An 18,252-nucleotide genomic window follows, 5' to 3' on the forward strand; every position below is an offset into this window, starting at 1 on the left:
CTCTCGTTTTAAGTATGCTTTTGCATAAAAGCAGTCTTTAATAAGTCATGATCTCAATAGCTATTGTGCAAAAAGCTATCAGTCAATAAAGATATTGTCGAAAAAGATACTGTCTAATCCTTGTAATTATTAATTGGAGAATACTCTATGAAACAGCCTTTACGTGTTGCCGTCACTGGTGCTGCTGGTAATATCAGCTACTCTATGTTATTCCGTATTGCTTCTGGTGAGATGCTAGGTAAAGATCAGCCAGTCATTTTGCAATTGCTAGAGATTACTCCAGCACTTGATGCGCTAAAAGGCGTCGTCATGGAATTGCAAGATTGTGCTTTCCCATTATTAGCCGATATCGTACAGACTGATGACGCTACTGTCGCTTTTAAAGACGCAGATTATGCACTACTGGTAGGCGCGCGTCCTCGTGGCCCAGGTATGGAGCGTAAGGATCTATTAGAAGCTAACGCCGCTATTTTCTCAGCGCAAGGTAAAGCATTAAATGACGTTGCTAGCCGTGATGTCAAAGTCTTAGTCGTGGGTAACCCTGCCAATACTAATGCCGTTATCGCTCAGCGTAATGCACCAGATCTAGACCCACGTAACTTTACGGCGATGACTCGTTTGGATCATAACCGCGCTATCGCCCAGTTGGCTGAGAAGACGGACAGCACGGTTAATGACGTGAAAAAAATGATCATCTGGGGCAATCACTCCTCAACTCAGTATCCGGATCTAACCGAATGTACCGTTAACGGCAAGCCAGCGCTAGATCTAGTCGATCGCGATTGGTACGAAAACACTTATATCCCAGAAGTACAACAGCGCGGCGCGGCTATTATTAAAGCTCGCGGTGCTTCATCTGCCGCCTCTGCTGCCAATGCTGCAATCGCGCACATGCGTACTTGGGCGATGGGCACTGATGAGAATGATTGGGTCTCTATGGGTGTTTACTCAAACGGCGAATATGGTATCGCTAAAGGTTTGATCTACTCATTCCCATGCACTTGCAAAGATGGCGACTGGTCTATCGTTGAAGGCGTTGACGTGTCATCTGACTTCTCAAAAGAGAAGATGGCAGCGACCGAGCAAGAGCTTAGCGAAGAGCGTGATGCGGTTTCTCACTTGCTACCATAAGCCATTGCTATAGATAGCAGTGAAATTGAAAATTTATAAGCAAAGAGCTCTGTCTATCTGGCAGGGCTTTTTTTGTGCAAGTGTACTTTTGTAAAATAACTTAGGTCTGTTGCAGAGCGCTGTTAACACAAATGGTAAGCTTAGATAAACATTGACTAACAGCTTTTAAAAATACAGTTGCTACAATTAGGATGTTCACTAAGAAAACCGATAATAAAATAATCTAATTACGATTAACTTGAAGGAGAAGGGATATGCTAGGTGAAGTTGACTACAATATGAACGAATTATTTGCGCAATTAGGGTTAGACAATTCAGATGAAGCTATCGAGAAATTTATCGCTAGTAATCAATTAGCAAAAAACGAAGAGTTAAAAAAGGCAGATATTTGGACGGATAGCCAGCGCATGTTTTTAGAAGAGGAATGGAAAAAAGACGCCGCTTGGGTCGAAGTCATTGATGAGCTAAATGTACGTTTGCATCCTGATGCTTGATAATATTTGATAGACCACTAATAGACTAAAAACTAGAAAACATAATACTAGAAATCATAAAAAAGCCAGCTTGTTCGCTAAGCTGGCTTTTTTATATCCAATTTAGCGCTCTTAATTAGGGCGCTAACTGCTCTTCTCGCCAAGCTAGTAAATCAGCAACGTCTTGATGAATGCCCTTCTTCAAGGCTTCTAAACCATCATAATGACGTTCACCATGCAAATAATGTAAAAACCGGACTTGGAGCGTCTCATTGTACAAATCAGCTTTAAAGTTTGGGAAATGTACTTCCAAACGCCAGTTATCGCCTTTATTCACCGAAGGTCTAATGCCAACGCTAGCCGTACCAAAAAGACTATGCGCACGTAGACCAGGCACCCCAGTTTGACCCTCTGCTGCAAGAGCGCTCAAACCATTGATAATCACCTCACCTTGTTTATTAAGACGTACTACATCTACCGCAAAGATACCGTGCAAAGCTGGTTTTATACGATTTAGATCGATATTGGCCGTAGGGAAATCCATGGTTCGACCGATTTTATCCCCACTAACCACAGTACCCATAATGGTATAGTCGCGGCCCAGTAGTCGATTGGCCTGCTCTATATTGCCAGCTAACAATAAATCGCGGACACGGGTAGAGCTGATGCGCGTGCTTTCATTATTATCATCAGCGGTAGCTTTATTAGCACTATCATTTTTGGCAGTATCAAAGTCTGCCGCTTGGTTGTTAGTGCTCACTTTATCAGTAATGGTATGTAGATCTGTGACTTGCAGGCCATAGTTTTGCAAAAATTGACTATCGCCAGTACGGTCGTGACCGAAACGAAAATCATCGCCTAACACCAAAGCTTTTACCTTTAATCGTAGCGCTAATAGATCAGCAAAAGCGGTGGCAGACAGCGCTCGAAAATCGCTATCAAAGCTTGCCACAATCAAAGTGTCGACACCATATTCTGCTAATAGCGCTTGTTTTTCTGCTAGATTGGTCAGGCGAGCAGGAGCTTTTTGCGGAGCAAAAAATTCACGCGGCTGCGGCTCAAATATCATAACTGCCGCACTTAGCTGTCGCTCATCAGCCAACGCTCGAACTTTTGCAAGCATGGCCTGATGACCCAAATGCACGCCATCAAAATTGCCGATAGTCAGCACGCAAGGCGCAAGCTCAGTAAGGCTGTTATCCTTACTATCTGCACTATTTACCGCCTTATCAGCCAAGATAATAAAGGGCGGAGCAATCAGTTGTTCTAAAAAATAGGTATTCATAAATTTGCAGCTATGATAAGAGCAGTGAAATAAAGAAAAATAGCGTTTTAGATAATATTATTCGCCTCAAAAGGCTTTAAGGTTTGCCATTATAAAGTAAAATAGTCAGTCTCACACTGCAAACTACAGATAACTCACTATCAGGCTAATAAAGCTATGCTCAATGATGCAATTATCCTTAATGAAAGCAAGGACAGTCATACAGTCGCGCTTAATAATAAATTTATAGTACAGCGCGCTAGTCATAATGATCTGGCAGCTATAGTAGACATTTATAATCAAAGTATCGCCGGCAAGCAAGCGACTGCTATCTTAGCGCCGGTCACTAGTGTAGAGCGGGCGCAGTGGTTTGATGAGCATATAAATAATCCAAAACGTCCCATTTATGTAGTAAAAGCCCAGTCAGATAGTAAAGCATCGGCGACAATCGTCGCTTGGGGCAGCTTTAGCGATTTATACGCGCGCACCGCCTACCATATCAGCAGTGAGATTAGTATTTATTTGCATCACGATTATCAGGGTCAGGGCTTGGGTAGCTTATTGATCGGATGGATGCTGACGCAAGCGCCAAGTTTGGGTATCTACAATATTGTTGCGCTTATCTTTGCTCATAATACGCCAAGCTTAGGATTATTTCGAAAGCTTGGTTTTGAGCAATGGGGCTATATGCCGCAAGTTTGCGATATGCAGGGCTTTATCGCTGATGTGGTGATGCTGGGGTTAGCCATTAAGATTACCGATACAACCGACGTATAAATTTTGTCGGCTCGTTATTTTATTAGCTTATTAACCCAAAATCTTCCATTGACCCTTTACTTTTCTTAGCTCATAAGTCAAAGGAGCCGGCTCGCTTTGCCCTTTTAGCTTTAGCTCGCCGGTGATGGTGGCGCGTGTTTTGTCGACACTATACTGCGTATTGGTCATAGTTACGCTTTCAACCGTTTGCTGAAAGGCGCTTTGAGTATTGGCAAGCTCCACCTCAAAGTTGGCCATATCGACCTGATAGTAGTCGGCAGCCTCTTTAGCATCGCCATAATATAAGGTATTTAGCGCTTGTTTGACTGTGTCTTCAGGCGTACCGGGCTCAGTAGGATTGGTCACTAAGCTTGGCGACTCAGAAGCAGTAGCCATCGGACGGATAGTATCATTAGTCATGCTAGTATCAGCTGCTAGATCAGTGCTAACGGGTTCATTATCATCAGCGACAACACCTTGCGTATTCGCCGCTACCGCTTCTTCTACCGGACCATTGCTATTGGCAACGACTATTTGCTCATCATTGTCCTTAGGCGCTGCTGTCTGAGCGCTATCGTTATTACTACAGCCACTAAGCAGTAGGCTGGTGGCTAATAAACCAGTCGCAAATAGTGAAGGTTTTGCTGATAAAGTGGTGCTCATAGAGGATATTAAAAAATTGGTTTTCATCGTAAACCTTAATATTAGTAAATGATAGGTTTGCCATCTCACTAAGTATGCCAAGTCTCTTGAGTATTTACAGTATAGTGACAGTCAAGGTTTATTCTAAGGTTGTAAGCTTTTGGTAAGCTAACCATGTTTGAGCTGACGCGGGCGAAAACCCGTTGCTAACAATACTACCCCGTAAACTGCGGCACCAACAACACACATAATCACTAAGGCCACAATACGTCGCCACTGTGCAGAGTCAGTTGGGAAGTAAGGCAGCATCACATAGAGCACGGCTACCATAGATCCAGTAGCAATACCGAACTGAGTAAATAACTTTTTCCAGTGACTACCAAAACGGAAGATTTCGCGCTTGTGTAAAAAGTAATAGAGCAGACCGGCGTTAACAAAAGCGGCGCCAGTCGTCGCTAATGCCAAGCCGCCGTGTAGAGGAATCTTAAGAAAATAAAAGATACCAATAAAAACCACGCTAAATAACATATTAGCAAAAACCGAGATAATCCCTATTTTGACTGGCGTTCTAATGTCTTGACGAGCAAAAAAGGCTGGCGCAAATATTTTGATCAGCATAAAGCCCAAAATACCGCCTGCCATACTACGCAGGGCTAGTCCGCTCATTTGTGCGTCACGCAATAGGAACTCACCGCGCAAAAACAGCGCTTGCATCAACACATCTGAGAGGATAAATAGCGCCGCCGCTGCTGGCAAACCGACTAAGATAATCAGCCGCGCTGCCCAATCAATGGTTTTTTTGAAGGTGATGTCGTCTTTTTTGGCCTCACTTGCCGATAGGCTCGGCAAAATAACCGTACCAATCGCCACGCCAATGAGACCTAATGGCAGCTCACTCATGCGCTCAGCGGCATATAACCAAGAGACCGAACCGCCTATCATCAATGAGGCAAATACCGTATTTAATAATAAATTAATCTGAGTGACTGAAACCCCAAAGATAGCCGGTAACATGAGCTTTAAAATACGTCTAACGCCTTCATGCTTAAAATCGACTTTTGGCGCAACCAGCAGCTTTTGTTGCCAAAGCTGCGGCAACTGTATCAAAAACTGCAAGAGTCCGGCGATAGCGACAGCGTAACCAAGCGCCATAATAGGCGTATCGAACATCGGTGCAAATATAAGCGCCGCGCCAATCATACATAAGTTTAATAACACCGGTGCAAAGGCCGGCGCGGCAAAGCGTCCATAACTTTGCAGAATACCGCTAGCAAAAGCGGTCATCGAGATAAAGAGCAAATAGGGGAAGGTTAGACGTAATAATTCAGCGGTGATCGCGAACTTGTCCGGCTGATCAGCAAAACCGGGCGCAAATAAAGTCACCACCCAAGGCGCTAGTAGGATCACCACTACCGTTAGCATCGATAGTATCAGCAGTAGCGCGCCAGAGGTTCGACTGACTAATAGTTGTACCTCTTGCAAGTTATACTTCTCTTTGTATTCTGAGAGTACCGGTACAAAAGCTTGACTAAAAGCGCCTTCAGCAAAAAGCCTTCGCAAGAAGTTAGGTATCTTAAAAGCGACCAAAAAGGCATCCATCAGGCCGCCGGCACCAAACACGCCTAGCAGTACTATATCGCGCACTAAGCCTAAAATACGTGACAGCATGGTCATGCTACTGACGACCATGGTGGAGCGGAACAAGCGACTTTTTGCCATGGGAACCTATTTGCTAGTGGGTTTACTGATTGGATAATGTCAAAAAACTGACGGATTATAGCATTTTAAGACGCTTGATAAATGGATTGAATGTGCAATAGCGCGTGTTGTTGTTTACGCTTTTATAGTGATTCATTGCTAAGCTTATTCGCTAGCAGCGCGCGTAACCTTGCCCAGTCAAAATAATCGCCCGGATCAGTCTTACGGCCTGGGGCAATATCACTGTGTCCGGTTAAGTGCCGACGAGTTTTGGGATAAGCCTTATATATCGCTATGATGACTTCGCTTAGCACTTGATATTGAATATCTGTAAAAGGGGTAAAGTCTGAGCCTTCAAGCTCGATACCGATGCTATAGTCATTGCACTCTTGCCGACCCAAATAGCTTGATCGGCCCGCATGCCAAGCACGCTTAGCAAAATTGACAAACTGAGTAATACTGCCATCGCGCTCAATAAGTAAATGCGCGGACACCTCAGCGCCCTTAATGGTTTGAAAGTAGGGATGAGCGTTCCAGTCTAATTGATTGGTAAACAATGCCTTAACATAATGCAGACCATTTTTATCCGTTTGAGCAAATTCATTAGGCGGCAAGCTGATATTATGAATGACGATAGTATTGATACCATCTTTAGCGTTTATGGTTGTATCGTTATGAGTTATATCGTCATGCTTATTATTAGGGCGAGCATTTTGGTTAGGCGAGGGTAGCCAAGTAGCCGAGGACAATTGACCATTAGAGATAATCATTGGCGTGGTGGGCATAGTAGTCTCTGCTATAATAAGAGAAGGAGGGGTAAGAGTAGGTTTTGCACTATCATACACTCTAGCTAATCGAAATATAAGCCAGCGTTTGCCCTAAACTATCATCAGTAACTTTTCGCTCATTTAGCCATAAACCAAGTAAAACACGAGATCCTAACCTATGTTTAATCCTAACTTAAAGTTTGTGGCTGATCATCCAAAACACATCACGCAAAAACATACAGCTAGCCAAGCTCGTTTAGCGCTCGCCATTGCCGGGCTGCTATTGAGCGTTCCAGCACAAGCTTTTTTACCGACACCGTCATCGCTAGTAGAGGATGGCGCGTTAGCAGTAGAAGAGACGCCATTAGCAGCCGATAATTTAAGCGCTTCGACAGCGCCTTTGCCAAAGCTAAATAATACTTCAGTGAACACAGCAATTAGCGCGAATACTACTGTCAATAATGAGCAAAATCAAAAAGTAGAGCGGTTATTAGCCACTTGGCGTCAGCAAGTACAAGCGGACAATCTTGCTGAGCATACGACATGGCGACGACTGTTGTATTTTTTGGATGATAAAAGATCATTATTTAATAAAGATGCCCCCAAAAGCTTAATCGATGACTCTAGGTTTTTTATCAGTGCCGATGGACAGTTTGATGCCAGTCGCGAGCTGGATGCGATGCTCGTCGCTTTTGCTAATCATATCGCTGCGCCTAAAACGACAACCGTCCAGAACACAGCGCTTAGCAGCCATTCAGCGATTTGCCGTTTTCCAGCGCGTACGCAGTGGCTCAAAGAGAAGCTAGGTATTGATAGCGCAAGTTTGCAGGCTGATTGCCAAGAGCTTAAAGAATGGCTGGCCATGCTCAATCCTGAGCAGCTATCGATTATGTTTGCTGAAGAGTATCTAGATAATCCGATCTCCGCTTTTGCTCACACTTTACTACGTATTGACTCGCCAGCCAGCGCAGCCGATCCAAGCCAGATTTATCATGCTTATGCGCTCAACGATACTGTCGATGGCAATCCTGATGATGCTTTTGCCATTTATGCTATCAAGGCCACTAGTGGCGGCTATGATAATAGAATTGAGATCGATCCTTATCCAGAGAAGCTTGCTAAGTATCTACAAGACGATGAGCGCGATGCTTGGACTTATCAATTAGATCTGACTCCTGCTGAGGTGCAGCAGATTATCTTGCATGTTTGGGAGACTAAAGAGTTAGATATTCCTTATTACTTCACTACCGATAACTGTGCTTCTGAGATTTTGCGCTTGATTGATGTGGTGCGCCCTGAGCAGGATTTGCTCAGTCAGCTGCCTTATGTAGTGATTCCCTCCGATGTCATCCAATTGCTTGATAATGAATCGACATTGATGGATGCGCACTTTACGCCAGCGGATAGTACGGTGCGCCAAGCGCAGTTGAATAAGGCAAAAGCCGCAGCGGCGCTGGGGTATCAGAATTTAAGCAAAGATGATGCGGACGCTATTAAGTCAGCAAAACGTAATGCGTTATCGAGTATCTCTGCAAGTGCGCCTAAAGTAATTATCGATCATAATATTATTGCCTCGGATAATAACCCCATTGATCGCCATCCTTTACAAGTGGCGCAAATTGGGGTGGGTCAGCGCGGTGATAATAACTATATTGATCTTGGGGTACGCTTGGGCTTTCATGATACTTTAGATCGCGCCTCAGGATATGCGCAGTTCTTTAATTTAGAAGCGTTAGCAGCCACGCTACGCTTTTATGATAGCGATAGCAGCAAAAATAATGAACCTGATAGCATCGTCTTACAGAACCTTACGGTACTGCGCGGACGCTCTTTTAATCCAGTCAATACCGCCAAACAAGGCAAGACTTGGGGTGCAAGTGTCGAGGCAAAAAGGGTCAATGATGGCTCACAAGAGAGAGGGCGCGACCATTTAGTGGGTAGTGTCGGTTATGAGACAGGCTGGTCGTGGGCGTTTGGCAGCCCTAGCGCGGGTACTGGCGAGATGCCGCCGCAGCTTTGCTACGCTTTATTAGCAGGGACAGGACAAGTAGGGCGCGGTATTAATAAAGGTTACCGCGTAGGCGCTAGCGTCAATCTAGGCTGCCGTTATCAGCTTAACAATCAGTTACGCGCGCAGGCACAATTACAATTGCCATATTGGTATCATGGCAGCAGCGATGACTCTAACGCTCGCGGTCACTATTGGCAGCCTATCTCAAGCTTAGGTCTACAATACGATATCGATAAAAAACAAGCAGTGCGCATCAATGCCAACTACGACTGGCAAGATAGGGTCAAAGCCAATGACGATGTGCAGCTATCATACAGACGCTATTTTTAGTCCTGTTTTTTATAATAAGGGCAAAAAGTATAAGGGCAAAAAGTCGTGCTGCCATGCTAAATAAAGGAAGCATTATGAATACTCAGAACTTACTGATTATCGGTCAAGGGGATATCGGTCTACCAGTGACCAATCAACTAGCTACTAAAGGCTTATCGGTGACTGGTCTGGCCCGTAGCACACGCGCGCATTATAATTTGGCTGATAAAGCTAAGTTTATGCAGGCTGATGCCTTGAGCCTAACTTGCGAGCAGCTACAAGACTTTACGCGCATCGCTATTATTGTCACGCCTGATGAGTATTCAACGAGCGGCTATAACGCTAGCTATCTAGCCATTTGTGAGCATTTAGCGAGCCTAGCCGGTGAGCTACCAAAGCTTGAGCGTATCATTTTTATCTCCTCGACAGGGGTTTATGGTCAAGACAGTGGCGAATGGATTGATGAGCATACCCCGCCTATTGAGCCTGAGCGCGGCGCCTCAAAGGTCATTTTGCAAGCAGAGCAAGCATTGCAGCAAGGATTCGATGATAAAGCGGTTATCATTCGTCCTAGTGGTATTTATGGCCGCGAGCGTTTGATGCGCCTGCGTAAAGCGCGCGAGAGCCATAAAGAGGCTATCGCTGCTGAGCACTGGAGCAATCGCATTGTGGATCGCGATTTGGTGACGATTATTTGCAAGGTTTTAACGCTAGATAGCGCTGATACCGAGCAAGCAAAGCTATTAAAACCGCTTTATATCGCCACCGACTATCGGCCTGTGACCACGCTTGAGCTTGATGCTTGGTTAAGTAAACAATTAGGCACTACTCCTGCTAAGATTGATAACGATAAAAGCTTCGCTACCGGTAAACGCTTGCACAGCAACATTCCGCTAACTTGGCTGGATTATCCTGATTGGCAAAGCGGTTATCATGATATTTTACAGCATCGGCAAGAGTAAATTTTTTAGCACCACGCCTGTTAGCACCACGCCTGTTAATAACCGCTATTTATTTACCTATTAAACCGCAATTTTACTCAACTATATGGAGCCGCTATGACTCAGCCTTTTATCTCTGATACTAGTTTACCGAGTACTCAGCTCAGTGCTGAGCTGGACAAACTTGCACAGAATAAGGTTGATTTTTCGCAAGGAGCGAGTAGTGAGCAACCCGCTATTATTCATCCTAACTTCGACCCCAAGCAAACGCCACTTGATCCAGCGCGACCTTTGAGTGACATCCCAGAGCCTGCCCGAAGTAATAACGATCAGCTACGTCGACTTTATGGTAAATCGGCACGCTTTGCTCAACCCAAAGCGCAGTCTTTATCCAAATGGCAGTTAATAGCATCAAAGCCTTTTGCAGAGCATTTAGCCCTGCTTAGTGCGGCACAATTGATTGAGCTGCCAGAGAGTTTTTATCGCCGTTGTCCCAAACAAGAGCAAAATGCCTCTTCGTCTCAAAGCTTGTTATCTTCAATAGAGAAGATGACGTTGCTAGATTTGGCAGATATTCAAAACGCTATCCATCAGTATCCTAAGCTTAATCGCTATGGTTTTATGGCAACTACTAATAATTTTATTAATACTGATGCTAATAGCGCCAATAAACAAGACACTGAAAAGTCGCTTAATCAAGCGCTATCTTTGCGCGTATTGACTAAGCGCTACAATCCTGATGAGCTGCTCAATAGCCTTTATGCCGATGATTGGCAAGTGATTTTACAGCCGCAAGATTTTGAAACCGGCGAGGGCAGTTTAGCGACAGACATTCTCGCTTGTAGTGTTGCGGTTCATGCGCTACAGCAATGCCCTACGCGTAAAACGATCAATCAAAGCTATAGCGCCGAGCAGATTTGCCATTATGTGCGTAGTTATTTATTAAGCCAGCTTTATCATTCGCCTGCTAGCCGTTATCATTATCGCCAAATCCGCCTATTCGCTGGCCACATTATCGTGGCAGCGCATTATCTAGGCTGGGAGATACAAATAAGTGCTGAGGGCCACGCCTATTTTAATATCTCCTCGCGCTGTGGTTTGCTTACTCGCTATGCCAATATGGATGACTATCTGATTAACGGCTGGTCAAGTTAGATGGCTATTTTGCGTTTGCACAAGTTTTATCTTCAATATGCTTCATTATCTCTTTAATAACATCAGGAATGCTCATGCCTACTACTCATGATACCGCTTACAACAGCGCGCAAAACGTTGCCGCAAACACCTTTTCAGCGCAAAAATTTATTGAACTTGCCCTTAAGAATAAAGTACTAAAATTTGGCGAGTTTGTGCTCAAATCTGGCCGTATTAGCCCTTATTTTTTTAATGCAGGCTTGCTTGCTTCAGGTGAGATGTTGTCATTATTAGCTAGCGGCTATGCCGACGCCTTAGCAGAGCAAATGGCGCTTAATCAAGCAAACAATAATGATAATACGCTGGTGATCTTTGGTGCCGCCTATAAAGGCATTCCTTTTGTCGCTGCTACCGCGCAAGCACTATGGCTGCATCATGGTATCAATGCCGATTGGGGCTACAACCGCAAAGAATTCAAAACCCATGGCGAAGGCGGCAATTTAGTCGGCGCTGATGTTGAGGGTAAGTCGGTCTGGATATTAGATGATGTGATTACCGCCGGTACGGCGATGCGAGAAGTGATAGAGATTTTGCAGCAAGCAGGCGCTAGCGTCGCTGGTATCATTGTGGCGCTTGATCGCAAAGAAAAAGGTCAAAATGAGCACTCTGCTATTCAGGAGTTGACGGCTAGTCTGCAAGTGCCCGTAAAAGCCTTGGTCGATATTGACGATTTGATCGGCTATCTTGCTGATGATAGTAGTCAGTATAAAAACGCTGAGCAGCTAGCAAAAATGCAGCAGTACCGCGAACAATACGGCGTTTAGTTTTTAAGCTTATCTTTAAGCGAAGCCTTTTCTTTATTTTGAAATTATCATAACAATAAAAACAGCGAGATCTCTTATGAGTAAAAACAATCAACAAGCTTCCAAATCGTTAAATATTCTAGTGATTATGGATCCAATCGAGCGTGTTAATTATAAAAAAGACACCAGTCTGGCGATGATGTGGGCGGCGCAAGATCGCGGTCATACGCTAGGCTACTGTCAGATTCATGACTTGTGGCTCGATCGCGGTCAGCTGATGATCGATTCGCAGCCTGTTACGGTCTATCGTAATCCAGAGAATTTTTATACTTTGGGTGACAGATCAACCGCTAACGTCAGCGACTATGATGTGATTTTGATGCGTAAAGATCCGCCGTTTGATATGCGCTTTATTTACGCTACCTATATGCTCGATCATGCCAAAGCGGCGGGCTTGCTAGTAGTTAACGACCCGCAAGCCATTCGTGACTGTAATGAGAAGCTATTTGCCACTTGGTTTAGCGATTATATGAGCCCAACGATTGTCACTAGTAAGCAAAGCCATATTCGTAAGTTTATCGCTGAGCAGCAAGATGTCATTGTCAAACCGCTTGATGGTATGGGCGGTACTGGCATCTTCCGTCTTACTGCTGATAGCCCTAATATTGGCGTTACCCTTGAGATTTTAACCGAGCTTGAGACCCTGCCTATTATGGCGCAGCGGTTTTTGCCGGAGATTAGTGAGGGCGATAAACGGGTACTTATCGTTGATGGCGAAGTGGTCGATTACTGCCTAGCGCGTATTCCAGTCAAAGGCGAGACTCGTGGTAATCTAGCCGCTGGCGGTAGCGGGGTGGCTATGCCCTTGAGCGATACTGAACGTCAAGTGGCTTTAGCGGTTGCGCCTATTGTCAAAGAAAAAGGGCTGATGTTTGTCGGTTTAGATCTAATTGGTGGCCGCATTACCGAGATCAATGTCACTAGCCCAACTTGTGTGCGTGAGATTGATGATCAATGTGGCACCGATATCGGTACTGACTTTATAATCGCTATCGAACAAAAACTAATGATTTAGTAGTAAAAATAACCCTTAATGACGCTAGCTGACAATAGATTAAATTAATATTTTTTAGTCATAGAAAACACTATATATAGGCGAATGATTTACTCTATACTATGGCAAATTTTGGCCAGCGGCTTTTAGCACTCCAAATTGACATCATAAAAAAGATAGGCAGATCCCCATGAAGACACCGCATATATTGATGATGGCTGCTGGTACAGGCGGGCATGTTTTCCCAGCACTAGCTGTGAGCGAGGAGTTGACTCAGCGCGGCGCGGTTATTCATTGGTTGGGTACAGCGTCTGGTATGGAAAACGCTTTGGTTGCACCGACAGGCTATGCCTTTCATTCAATTGCTATGCAAGGTCTGCGTGGTAAAGGTGTTGCACGGCTGCTTAAAATGCCGGTAACTTTATTGTCAGCGACGATGGCGGCGATGAAGATTATTCGTAGTAACCAGATTGATATGGTGGTGGGTTTTGGCGGTTACGTCACTGCGCCTGGTGGTATAGCAGCGCGTATGACTGGCACGCCGCTTATCATCCATGAACAAAACGCTATTGCTGGCATGAGTAATCGTTATTTGGCAAAGATGGCAACCAAAGTATTGCAAGCCTTTGACAATACTTTTGCCAATAGTCAAAGCAGCAGTAAGCTTGTAACCGTAGGCAATCCGGTACGTAATGCTATCACTGGGGTTGCCGCGCCCGAGGCTCGTTATGATGTTAATGACAGCTCACCGCTACGTTTATTAGTCGTGGGCGGCTCATTAGGCGCGCAGGTGCTCAATACTAATGTACCCAAAGCACTAGCTATGCTAGATAAACCGTTTGCGGTGTATCATCAGTGCGGGCGCAATAATGAACAAGCGACGCAAGCTGCTTATGATAGTCAACCGTTAAGCCGTCATAAAGTTACGGTACAGCCTTTTATTGAGGATATGGCAGCGGCCTATAATTGGGCGGATATTGTGGTTTGCCGCGCTGGCGCATTGACGGTGACAGAGATTCAAAATGTCGGTATACCGGCGATATTTGTACCGCTACCTCATGCAGTAGACGATCATCAAACCGCTAATGCACGGGCGCTGACCGAGCACGGCGCTGCCATTTTATTACCCCAATCGGAGCTGAGCGCTGAGCGGCTAAGTGCGGAGCTGGCAACGTTTGATCGAGCCAAATGTTTACAAATGGCAGAAAAAGGCCATGCGCTTGCCAACCGCAGCGCCACCGAACAAGTCGTTGATATTATTTGGCAACATTTATAATTTTATTCTATACAGCCTCTAAAGCCCAGTTGCTGCTTATTACTAATTTTTAACTTTTTATACAAGAGATATCCTTATGCCAACCTCTGCCAAAGCCTTACCCAAACGTCTGATTGAGATTCCAGAGATGCGCCGTATTCAGCATCTACATTTCGTGGGTATCGGCGGCTCAGGGATGTGCGGTATCGCTGAGGTGATGAATAATCAAGGTTATCAAGTTAGTGGCTCTGATATTACTGACAGCCTAGTTACCAAGCGCTTAGCGAGTATTGGTATTGAGATTTTTATCGGTCACGACTCAAAAAACATTGCTAACGCTGACGTTATAGTGGTGTCCTCAGCTATTGATCGCAGTAACCCTGAGATTGAGGCGGCGCTAAAAGCACGTCTGCCAGTGGTTCGCCGCGCTGATATGCTAGGTGAGTTGATGCGTTATCGTCATGGTATTGCAGTAGCCGGTGCTCATGGTAAAACCACGACCACTAGCTTACTGACCACTATGATGGCTGAAGGCAAACTAGACCCTACTTATGTTATTGGTGGCAAGCTTAATGCTTCGGGCAAAAACGCCGCTTTAGGTAGCAGCCGCTTTTTGATTGCCGAAGCTGATGAGTCAGACGCCTCGTTTTTGAGCTTACATCCGATGGCCGCTATTGTGACCAATATCGATCAAGATCATATGGAAACCTATGAAAACAGCTTTGATAAATTAAAAGCGGCCTACATTCAGTTTTTACAAAATATGCCTTTTTATGGCTTAGCAGTGGTTTGCGGTGATGACCCTGAGCTGTACGCGATGATCGATGACATCGGCCGCCCAGTATTGACTTTTGGACTCAAGCCTTTTAATGATGTGCAAGCCACTGACGTAGTAGTCGAAGGCACTAAAACGCATTTTACTGTATTGCGCCGTGATCGAGAGCCGCTGCGTTTGACCCTTAATATTCCGGGTATTCATAACGTTTATAATGCTCTGGCTGCCATTACTATGGCGACCGATGAAGGGGTAGATGATGAAGCTATCAAGCGAGCTTTACAAAAGTTTGCAGGCGTTGGTCGGCGATTTGAGCAGCATGAAGCGGTAGCCGTTGATGAAGGAGATATCCTCCTGATTGATGACTACGGCCATCATCCCAAAGAAGTCGATGCCACTATTAAAGCGGCGCGCCAAAGCTTCCCAGATCGCCGTTTGGTAATGATGTTTCAGCCGCATCGTTATAGCCGTACTCGTGACTGCTTCGATGACTTTGTTGAAGTTTTATCGAGCGTTGATGAATTATTACTCCTTGATGTTTATTCAGCAGGTGAGAGTCATATCAACGGCGCTGATACCAAATCATTGGCTCGTAGTATCCGTCTGCGCGGTGAAGTTGAGCCGACTATCGTGGACAAAGACAATATCGCACCAGTAATGCAGCGCCTGCTAAAAGCCAATGACATGCTGATAACTCAAGGAGCGGGCAATGTTGGGCAGATTGCTATTGACTTGGCAGCGAATGATTTATATCTAAAATAATCGGCCTACAATGATATTTAGCCCTAAGCCTTAAAAGAACTTTAGGAATAGTCCTTATGAGTAATCAAAATCAGCAAAACCTTACTATCAATCAGCAAAATAATAGCGATGATAATCAGCTTACTAATATAAAAAACCCAGAACCAGCGTTAGTAGCCGCTCATATCGAACAACAAGACTTAGCGGATAAGCAGGCTAGTGATAATAAAGCGGCTAATAATGAGAAAGCGGTTAAGGCTGATTCAGTCGCTAAAGACGCCAGCGTATTTGGTAAAGTTGCGGTAGTGTATGGCGGTAATAGCAATGAGCGTAGCGTCTCTTTAGATAGCGGCGCGGCTGTCTTGCAAGCGCTGCAAAACCAAGGCATCGATGCTGAGCATTTTGATCCTAGAGATCAAGACGTGACTGAGCTGCGTAACTACGATCGGGTATTTAATGTATTGCATGGCCGCGGCGGTGAGGATGGCGTATTACAAGGCGTCTTACAGTGGTTGGACATTCCGCAGACGGGTTCTGGGGTATTAGCTTCTGCTTTAGGCATGGATAAAGTCCGCACCAAGCAGCTCTGGCAAGGCTGTGGTCTCTCAACAGCGCCCTTTTCGTTGTTGACTGCAGATACCGATTGGCAGCAAGTGGTCAATATGCTGGGCTTGCCGCTGATTATCAAGCCCGTACATGAAGGCTCTAGCATTGGCATGACTAAAGTAAATCATTTAGATGAGCTACCAGCAGCTTATGCCACGGCCGTGCAGTGCGGCGATGCGGTGATGGCGGAGCGCTGGATTACTGGACGCGAATTTACTATTGTTATTATTGATGATGAGGCCTACCCAGTCATTCGCTTAGAGCCTGCCGATATCAGTAATTTTTATGATTTTGAAGCCAAATATAATCGTAATGATACTAGCTACTATATTCCTTGTGGTTTAAGTGCTAACGATGAGCAGCATCTACAAGCTTTGAGCTTAGCGGCTTTTCGCGCGGTAGATGCCAAAGGCTGGGGCCGTATCGATGCTATGCAGGATAATAATGGTAATTTTTGGCTATTAGAGATTAATACTGTGCCAGGCATGACTAGTCATAGCTTAGTGCCTATGGCTGCCAAAGCTCGCGGTATGGATTTTGAGCACTTATGCTGGCATATCTTATCGCAAACGCTTTGATAGCTAGTCGATTTGATCATCATTTATCGTAAGATAGCGATTACCAGACAGCGCAAAGTGTCTTAGAGTTTGCTATAACACAGCTTAGTGTAAACTTGTGTAAATTCATTAGCCTTGATGCGGGTTAAGCTATTGTTTGATTGCAAAATACGTTAACATTGCAGTGATTATGCTATTTTGGCTAGGTTTAATCCAATTATTTGATAATAATCGTCCAAAATATCACTATAGATGCTTTTATTTTTGGTAGTTTCTGTTAATAATAGCTAGTATTGTTAGTTTTATTATAAACTTTAATAACCATTTGATAATAAATACTATTAATGATATTTATAGCGATCTAATCTAACAAAACCAATTGATTTTATTTAGTGAATGAATAGCGTTAATAAAGGATAGGGGCGAATACAATTATGGCTCAAACTGTCGATGATGTGGCTGAGCTAATGAATACTGAAATGGATAATAAAAAACCAAGCTTACCTTTGCTAAATTCAGCTAAGTATATCTTTACAGCGGTAGTGGTGGCTTTATTATTATTGATATTAGCTATGGGGGTTAAGGCTTTACGCGATGCGCCGCCTGCTACTATTGCTGTCAATACTCAAGGGTTGAGTGCCGCTCAGTATCAAAGCTTACAGCAGACCATGAGCCAACAAAAGGTAAGCAGCTTTTTTACTAATGATTTACAGTCTTTACGTGATATTGCGATGGGATTGGCTTGGGTCGATCAGGTGAGTGTGACTCGCGATTGGCAGCGCGGTATAGTTATTACTGCATTACCCAAACAAGCTATCGCCAATTTTGGTACCGAAAGATTAGTGGATGCCAAAGGCAAAGTGTTTGTACCGGCTGATAGTAGTGATTTGCGTCAACAGCAGTTCGCTACTTTACAAGGTTCTATTGAGCAAGCCCCGGTAATCATGCAGCAAATGCAGCAGATTAATGAATGGTATGCACCGCTTGATGTGCAAGTTGAAGATATTATTTTGACGCCGCGTATGACTTGGCTAGTTCGGTTTGATAATGGCCTGCGTGTTATTGTTGATAACGAAAACACGGCGCAAAAATTATTGAGTTTAAGTCAATTGTTAGCCGCTCAGCTTAATAATCGACTCAGTGAGATGCAATCAATAGATTTACGTTATAAGAACGGTTTTACCATTACTTGGAATATTAAGGAGGCGGATACTACGGCTACTACCGGAGCTACTGCTACTTCTTAACTGATATTTTACTCATCTTTGTAAAATGGATTTTTACTTTAGATCTCTCTAAAGGATAATTTAACGCTATTGGTTAGATAAGTTCATT

16 protein-coding genes are annotated in these 18,252 nt (G+C 44.4%); 12 read left to right on the top strand and 4 right to left on the bottom strand.

Translation table 11 applies throughout. The annotated features are described in order from the left end of the window. The first annotated feature begins 147 nt into the window (after positions 1 to 147). Positions 148 to 1,131: a malate dehydrogenase gene (locus M0N77_RS01125; protein WP_353102751.1), complete on the top strand. Its 984-nt coding sequence runs from the start codon at positions 148 to 150 to the stop codon at positions 1,129 to 1,131. A 254-nt stretch (positions 1,132 to 1,385) separates the two neighbouring features. Next, a complete protein-coding gene (locus M0N77_RS01130) occupies positions 1,386 to 1,625 on the top strand; it encodes a DUF2789 domain-containing protein (protein ID WP_353102753.1) in 240 nt (79 codons plus the stop codon). A 115-nt stretch (positions 1,626 to 1,740) separates the two neighbouring features. Here the strand turns inward: M0N77_RS01130 and M0N77_RS01135 are convergent, their stop codons facing one another. After that, a complete protein-coding gene (locus tag M0N77_RS01135; protein WP_353102755.1) occupies positions 1,741 to 2,889 on the bottom strand; it encodes a bifunctional riboflavin kinase/FMN adenylyltransferase in 1,149 nt (382 codons plus the stop codon). Positions 2,890 to 3,045: 156 nt separating this feature from the next. Here M0N77_RS01135 and M0N77_RS01140 point away from each other — a divergent pair, with 156 nt between their 5' ends. Next, positions 3,046 to 3,645 carry an N-acetyltransferase family protein gene (locus M0N77_RS01140; protein WP_353102757.1) on the top strand — a complete coding sequence of 200 codons (600 nt, stop codon included), beginning with the start codon at positions 3,046 to 3,048 and terminating at the stop codon, positions 3,643 to 3,645. A 30-nt stretch (positions 3,646 to 3,675) separates the two neighbouring features. On the opposite strand, the gene M0N77_RS01145 is transcribed toward M0N77_RS01140, so the two are convergent. The 3 genes from M0N77_RS01145 to ampD form a co-directional block, all read right to left on the bottom strand. Further along, the gene (locus M0N77_RS01145) at positions 3,676 to 4,314 is read right to left on the bottom strand and encodes a hypothetical protein (protein ID WP_353102759.1); all 639 of its coding nucleotides are present in this window, start codon (positions 4,312 to 4,314) and stop codon (positions 3,676 to 3,678) included. Positions 4,315 to 4,434: 120 nt separating this feature from the next. Continuing rightward, entirely contained in the window at positions 4,435 to 5,985 is a 1,551-nt protein-coding gene (gene murJ / locus M0N77_RS01150) for a murein biosynthesis integral membrane protein MurJ (RefSeq protein ID WP_353102761.1), read from the bottom strand. Positions 5,986 to 6,107: 122 nt separating this feature from the next. Then, positions 6,108 to 6,749, bottom strand: a complete 642-nt coding sequence (ampD, locus tag M0N77_RS01155; RefSeq protein WP_353102763.1) for a 1,6-anhydro-N-acetylmuramyl-L-alanine amidase AmpD — start codon at positions 6,747 to 6,749, stop codon at positions 6,108 to 6,110. A 160-nt stretch (positions 6,750 to 6,909) separates the two neighbouring features. Here ampD and M0N77_RS01160 point away from each other — a divergent pair, with 160 nt between their 5' ends. The 9 genes from M0N77_RS01160 (at position 6,910) to M0N77_RS01200 (ending at position 18,164) form a co-directional block, all read left to right on the top strand. Then, positions 6,910 to 9,072, top strand: coding sequence for a DUF4105 domain-containing protein (locus M0N77_RS01160; RefSeq protein WP_353102765.1), 2,163 nt, complete (start codon positions 6,910 to 6,912; stop codon positions 9,070 to 9,072). 74 nt (positions 9,073 to 9,146) lie between these two features. Next, on the top strand, positions 9,147 to 10,013 hold the full coding sequence (locus M0N77_RS01165; protein ID WP_353102767.1) for an NAD-dependent epimerase/dehydratase family protein: 867 nt from the start codon (positions 9,147 to 9,149) through the stop codon (positions 10,011 to 10,013). 96 nt (positions 10,014 to 10,109) lie between these two features. Beyond that, positions 10,110 to 11,147 (top strand): hypothetical protein, encoded by a 1,038-nt coding sequence (locus tag M0N77_RS01170; protein WP_353102769.1) that lies wholly within the window; start codon positions 10,110 to 10,112, stop codon positions 11,145 to 11,147. A 74-nt stretch (positions 11,148 to 11,221) separates the two neighbouring features. Further along, the gene (pyrE, locus tag M0N77_RS01175; protein WP_353102771.1) at positions 11,222 to 11,950 is read left to right on the top strand and encodes an orotate phosphoribosyltransferase; all 729 of its coding nucleotides are present in this window, start codon (positions 11,222 to 11,224) and stop codon (positions 11,948 to 11,950) included. A gap of 76 nt (positions 11,951 to 12,026) precedes the next feature. After that, entirely contained in the window at positions 12,027 to 13,004 is a 978-nt protein-coding gene (gene gshB, locus M0N77_RS01180; protein WP_353102773.1) for a glutathione synthase, read from the top strand. Between the two features lie 169 nt (positions 13,005 to 13,173). Further along, positions 13,174 to 14,259 carry an undecaprenyldiphospho-muramoylpentapeptide beta-N-acetylglucosaminyltransferase gene (gene murG / locus M0N77_RS01185; RefSeq protein ID WP_353102775.1) on the top strand — a complete coding sequence of 362 codons (1,086 nt, stop codon included), beginning with the start codon at positions 13,174 to 13,176 and terminating at the stop codon, positions 14,257 to 14,259. 76 nt (positions 14,260 to 14,335) lie between these two features. Continuing rightward, complete coding sequence (murC, locus tag M0N77_RS01190) at positions 14,336 to 15,775, top strand: UDP-N-acetylmuramate--L-alanine ligase (protein WP_353102777.1); 1,440 nt, start codon at positions 14,336 to 14,338, stop codon at positions 15,773 to 15,775. A gap of 56 nt (positions 15,776 to 15,831) precedes the next feature. Beyond that, complete coding sequence (locus M0N77_RS01195; protein WP_353102779.1) at positions 15,832 to 16,938, top strand: D-alanine--D-alanine ligase; 1,107 nt, start codon at positions 15,832 to 15,834, stop codon at positions 16,936 to 16,938. Between the two features lie 413 nt (positions 16,939 to 17,351). Beyond that, on the top strand, positions 17,352 to 18,164 hold the full coding sequence (locus tag M0N77_RS01200) for a cell division protein FtsQ/DivIB (RefSeq protein ID WP_353102781.1): 813 nt from the start codon (positions 17,352 to 17,354) through the stop codon (positions 18,162 to 18,164). Positions 18,165 to 18,252: the final 88 nt, after the last annotated feature.

This window comes from Psychrobacter sp. AH5, from assembly GCF_040371085.1.
In the GTDB taxonomy this organism is placed as follows: domain Bacteria; phylum Pseudomonadota; class Gammaproteobacteria; order Pseudomonadales; family Moraxellaceae; genus Psychrobacter.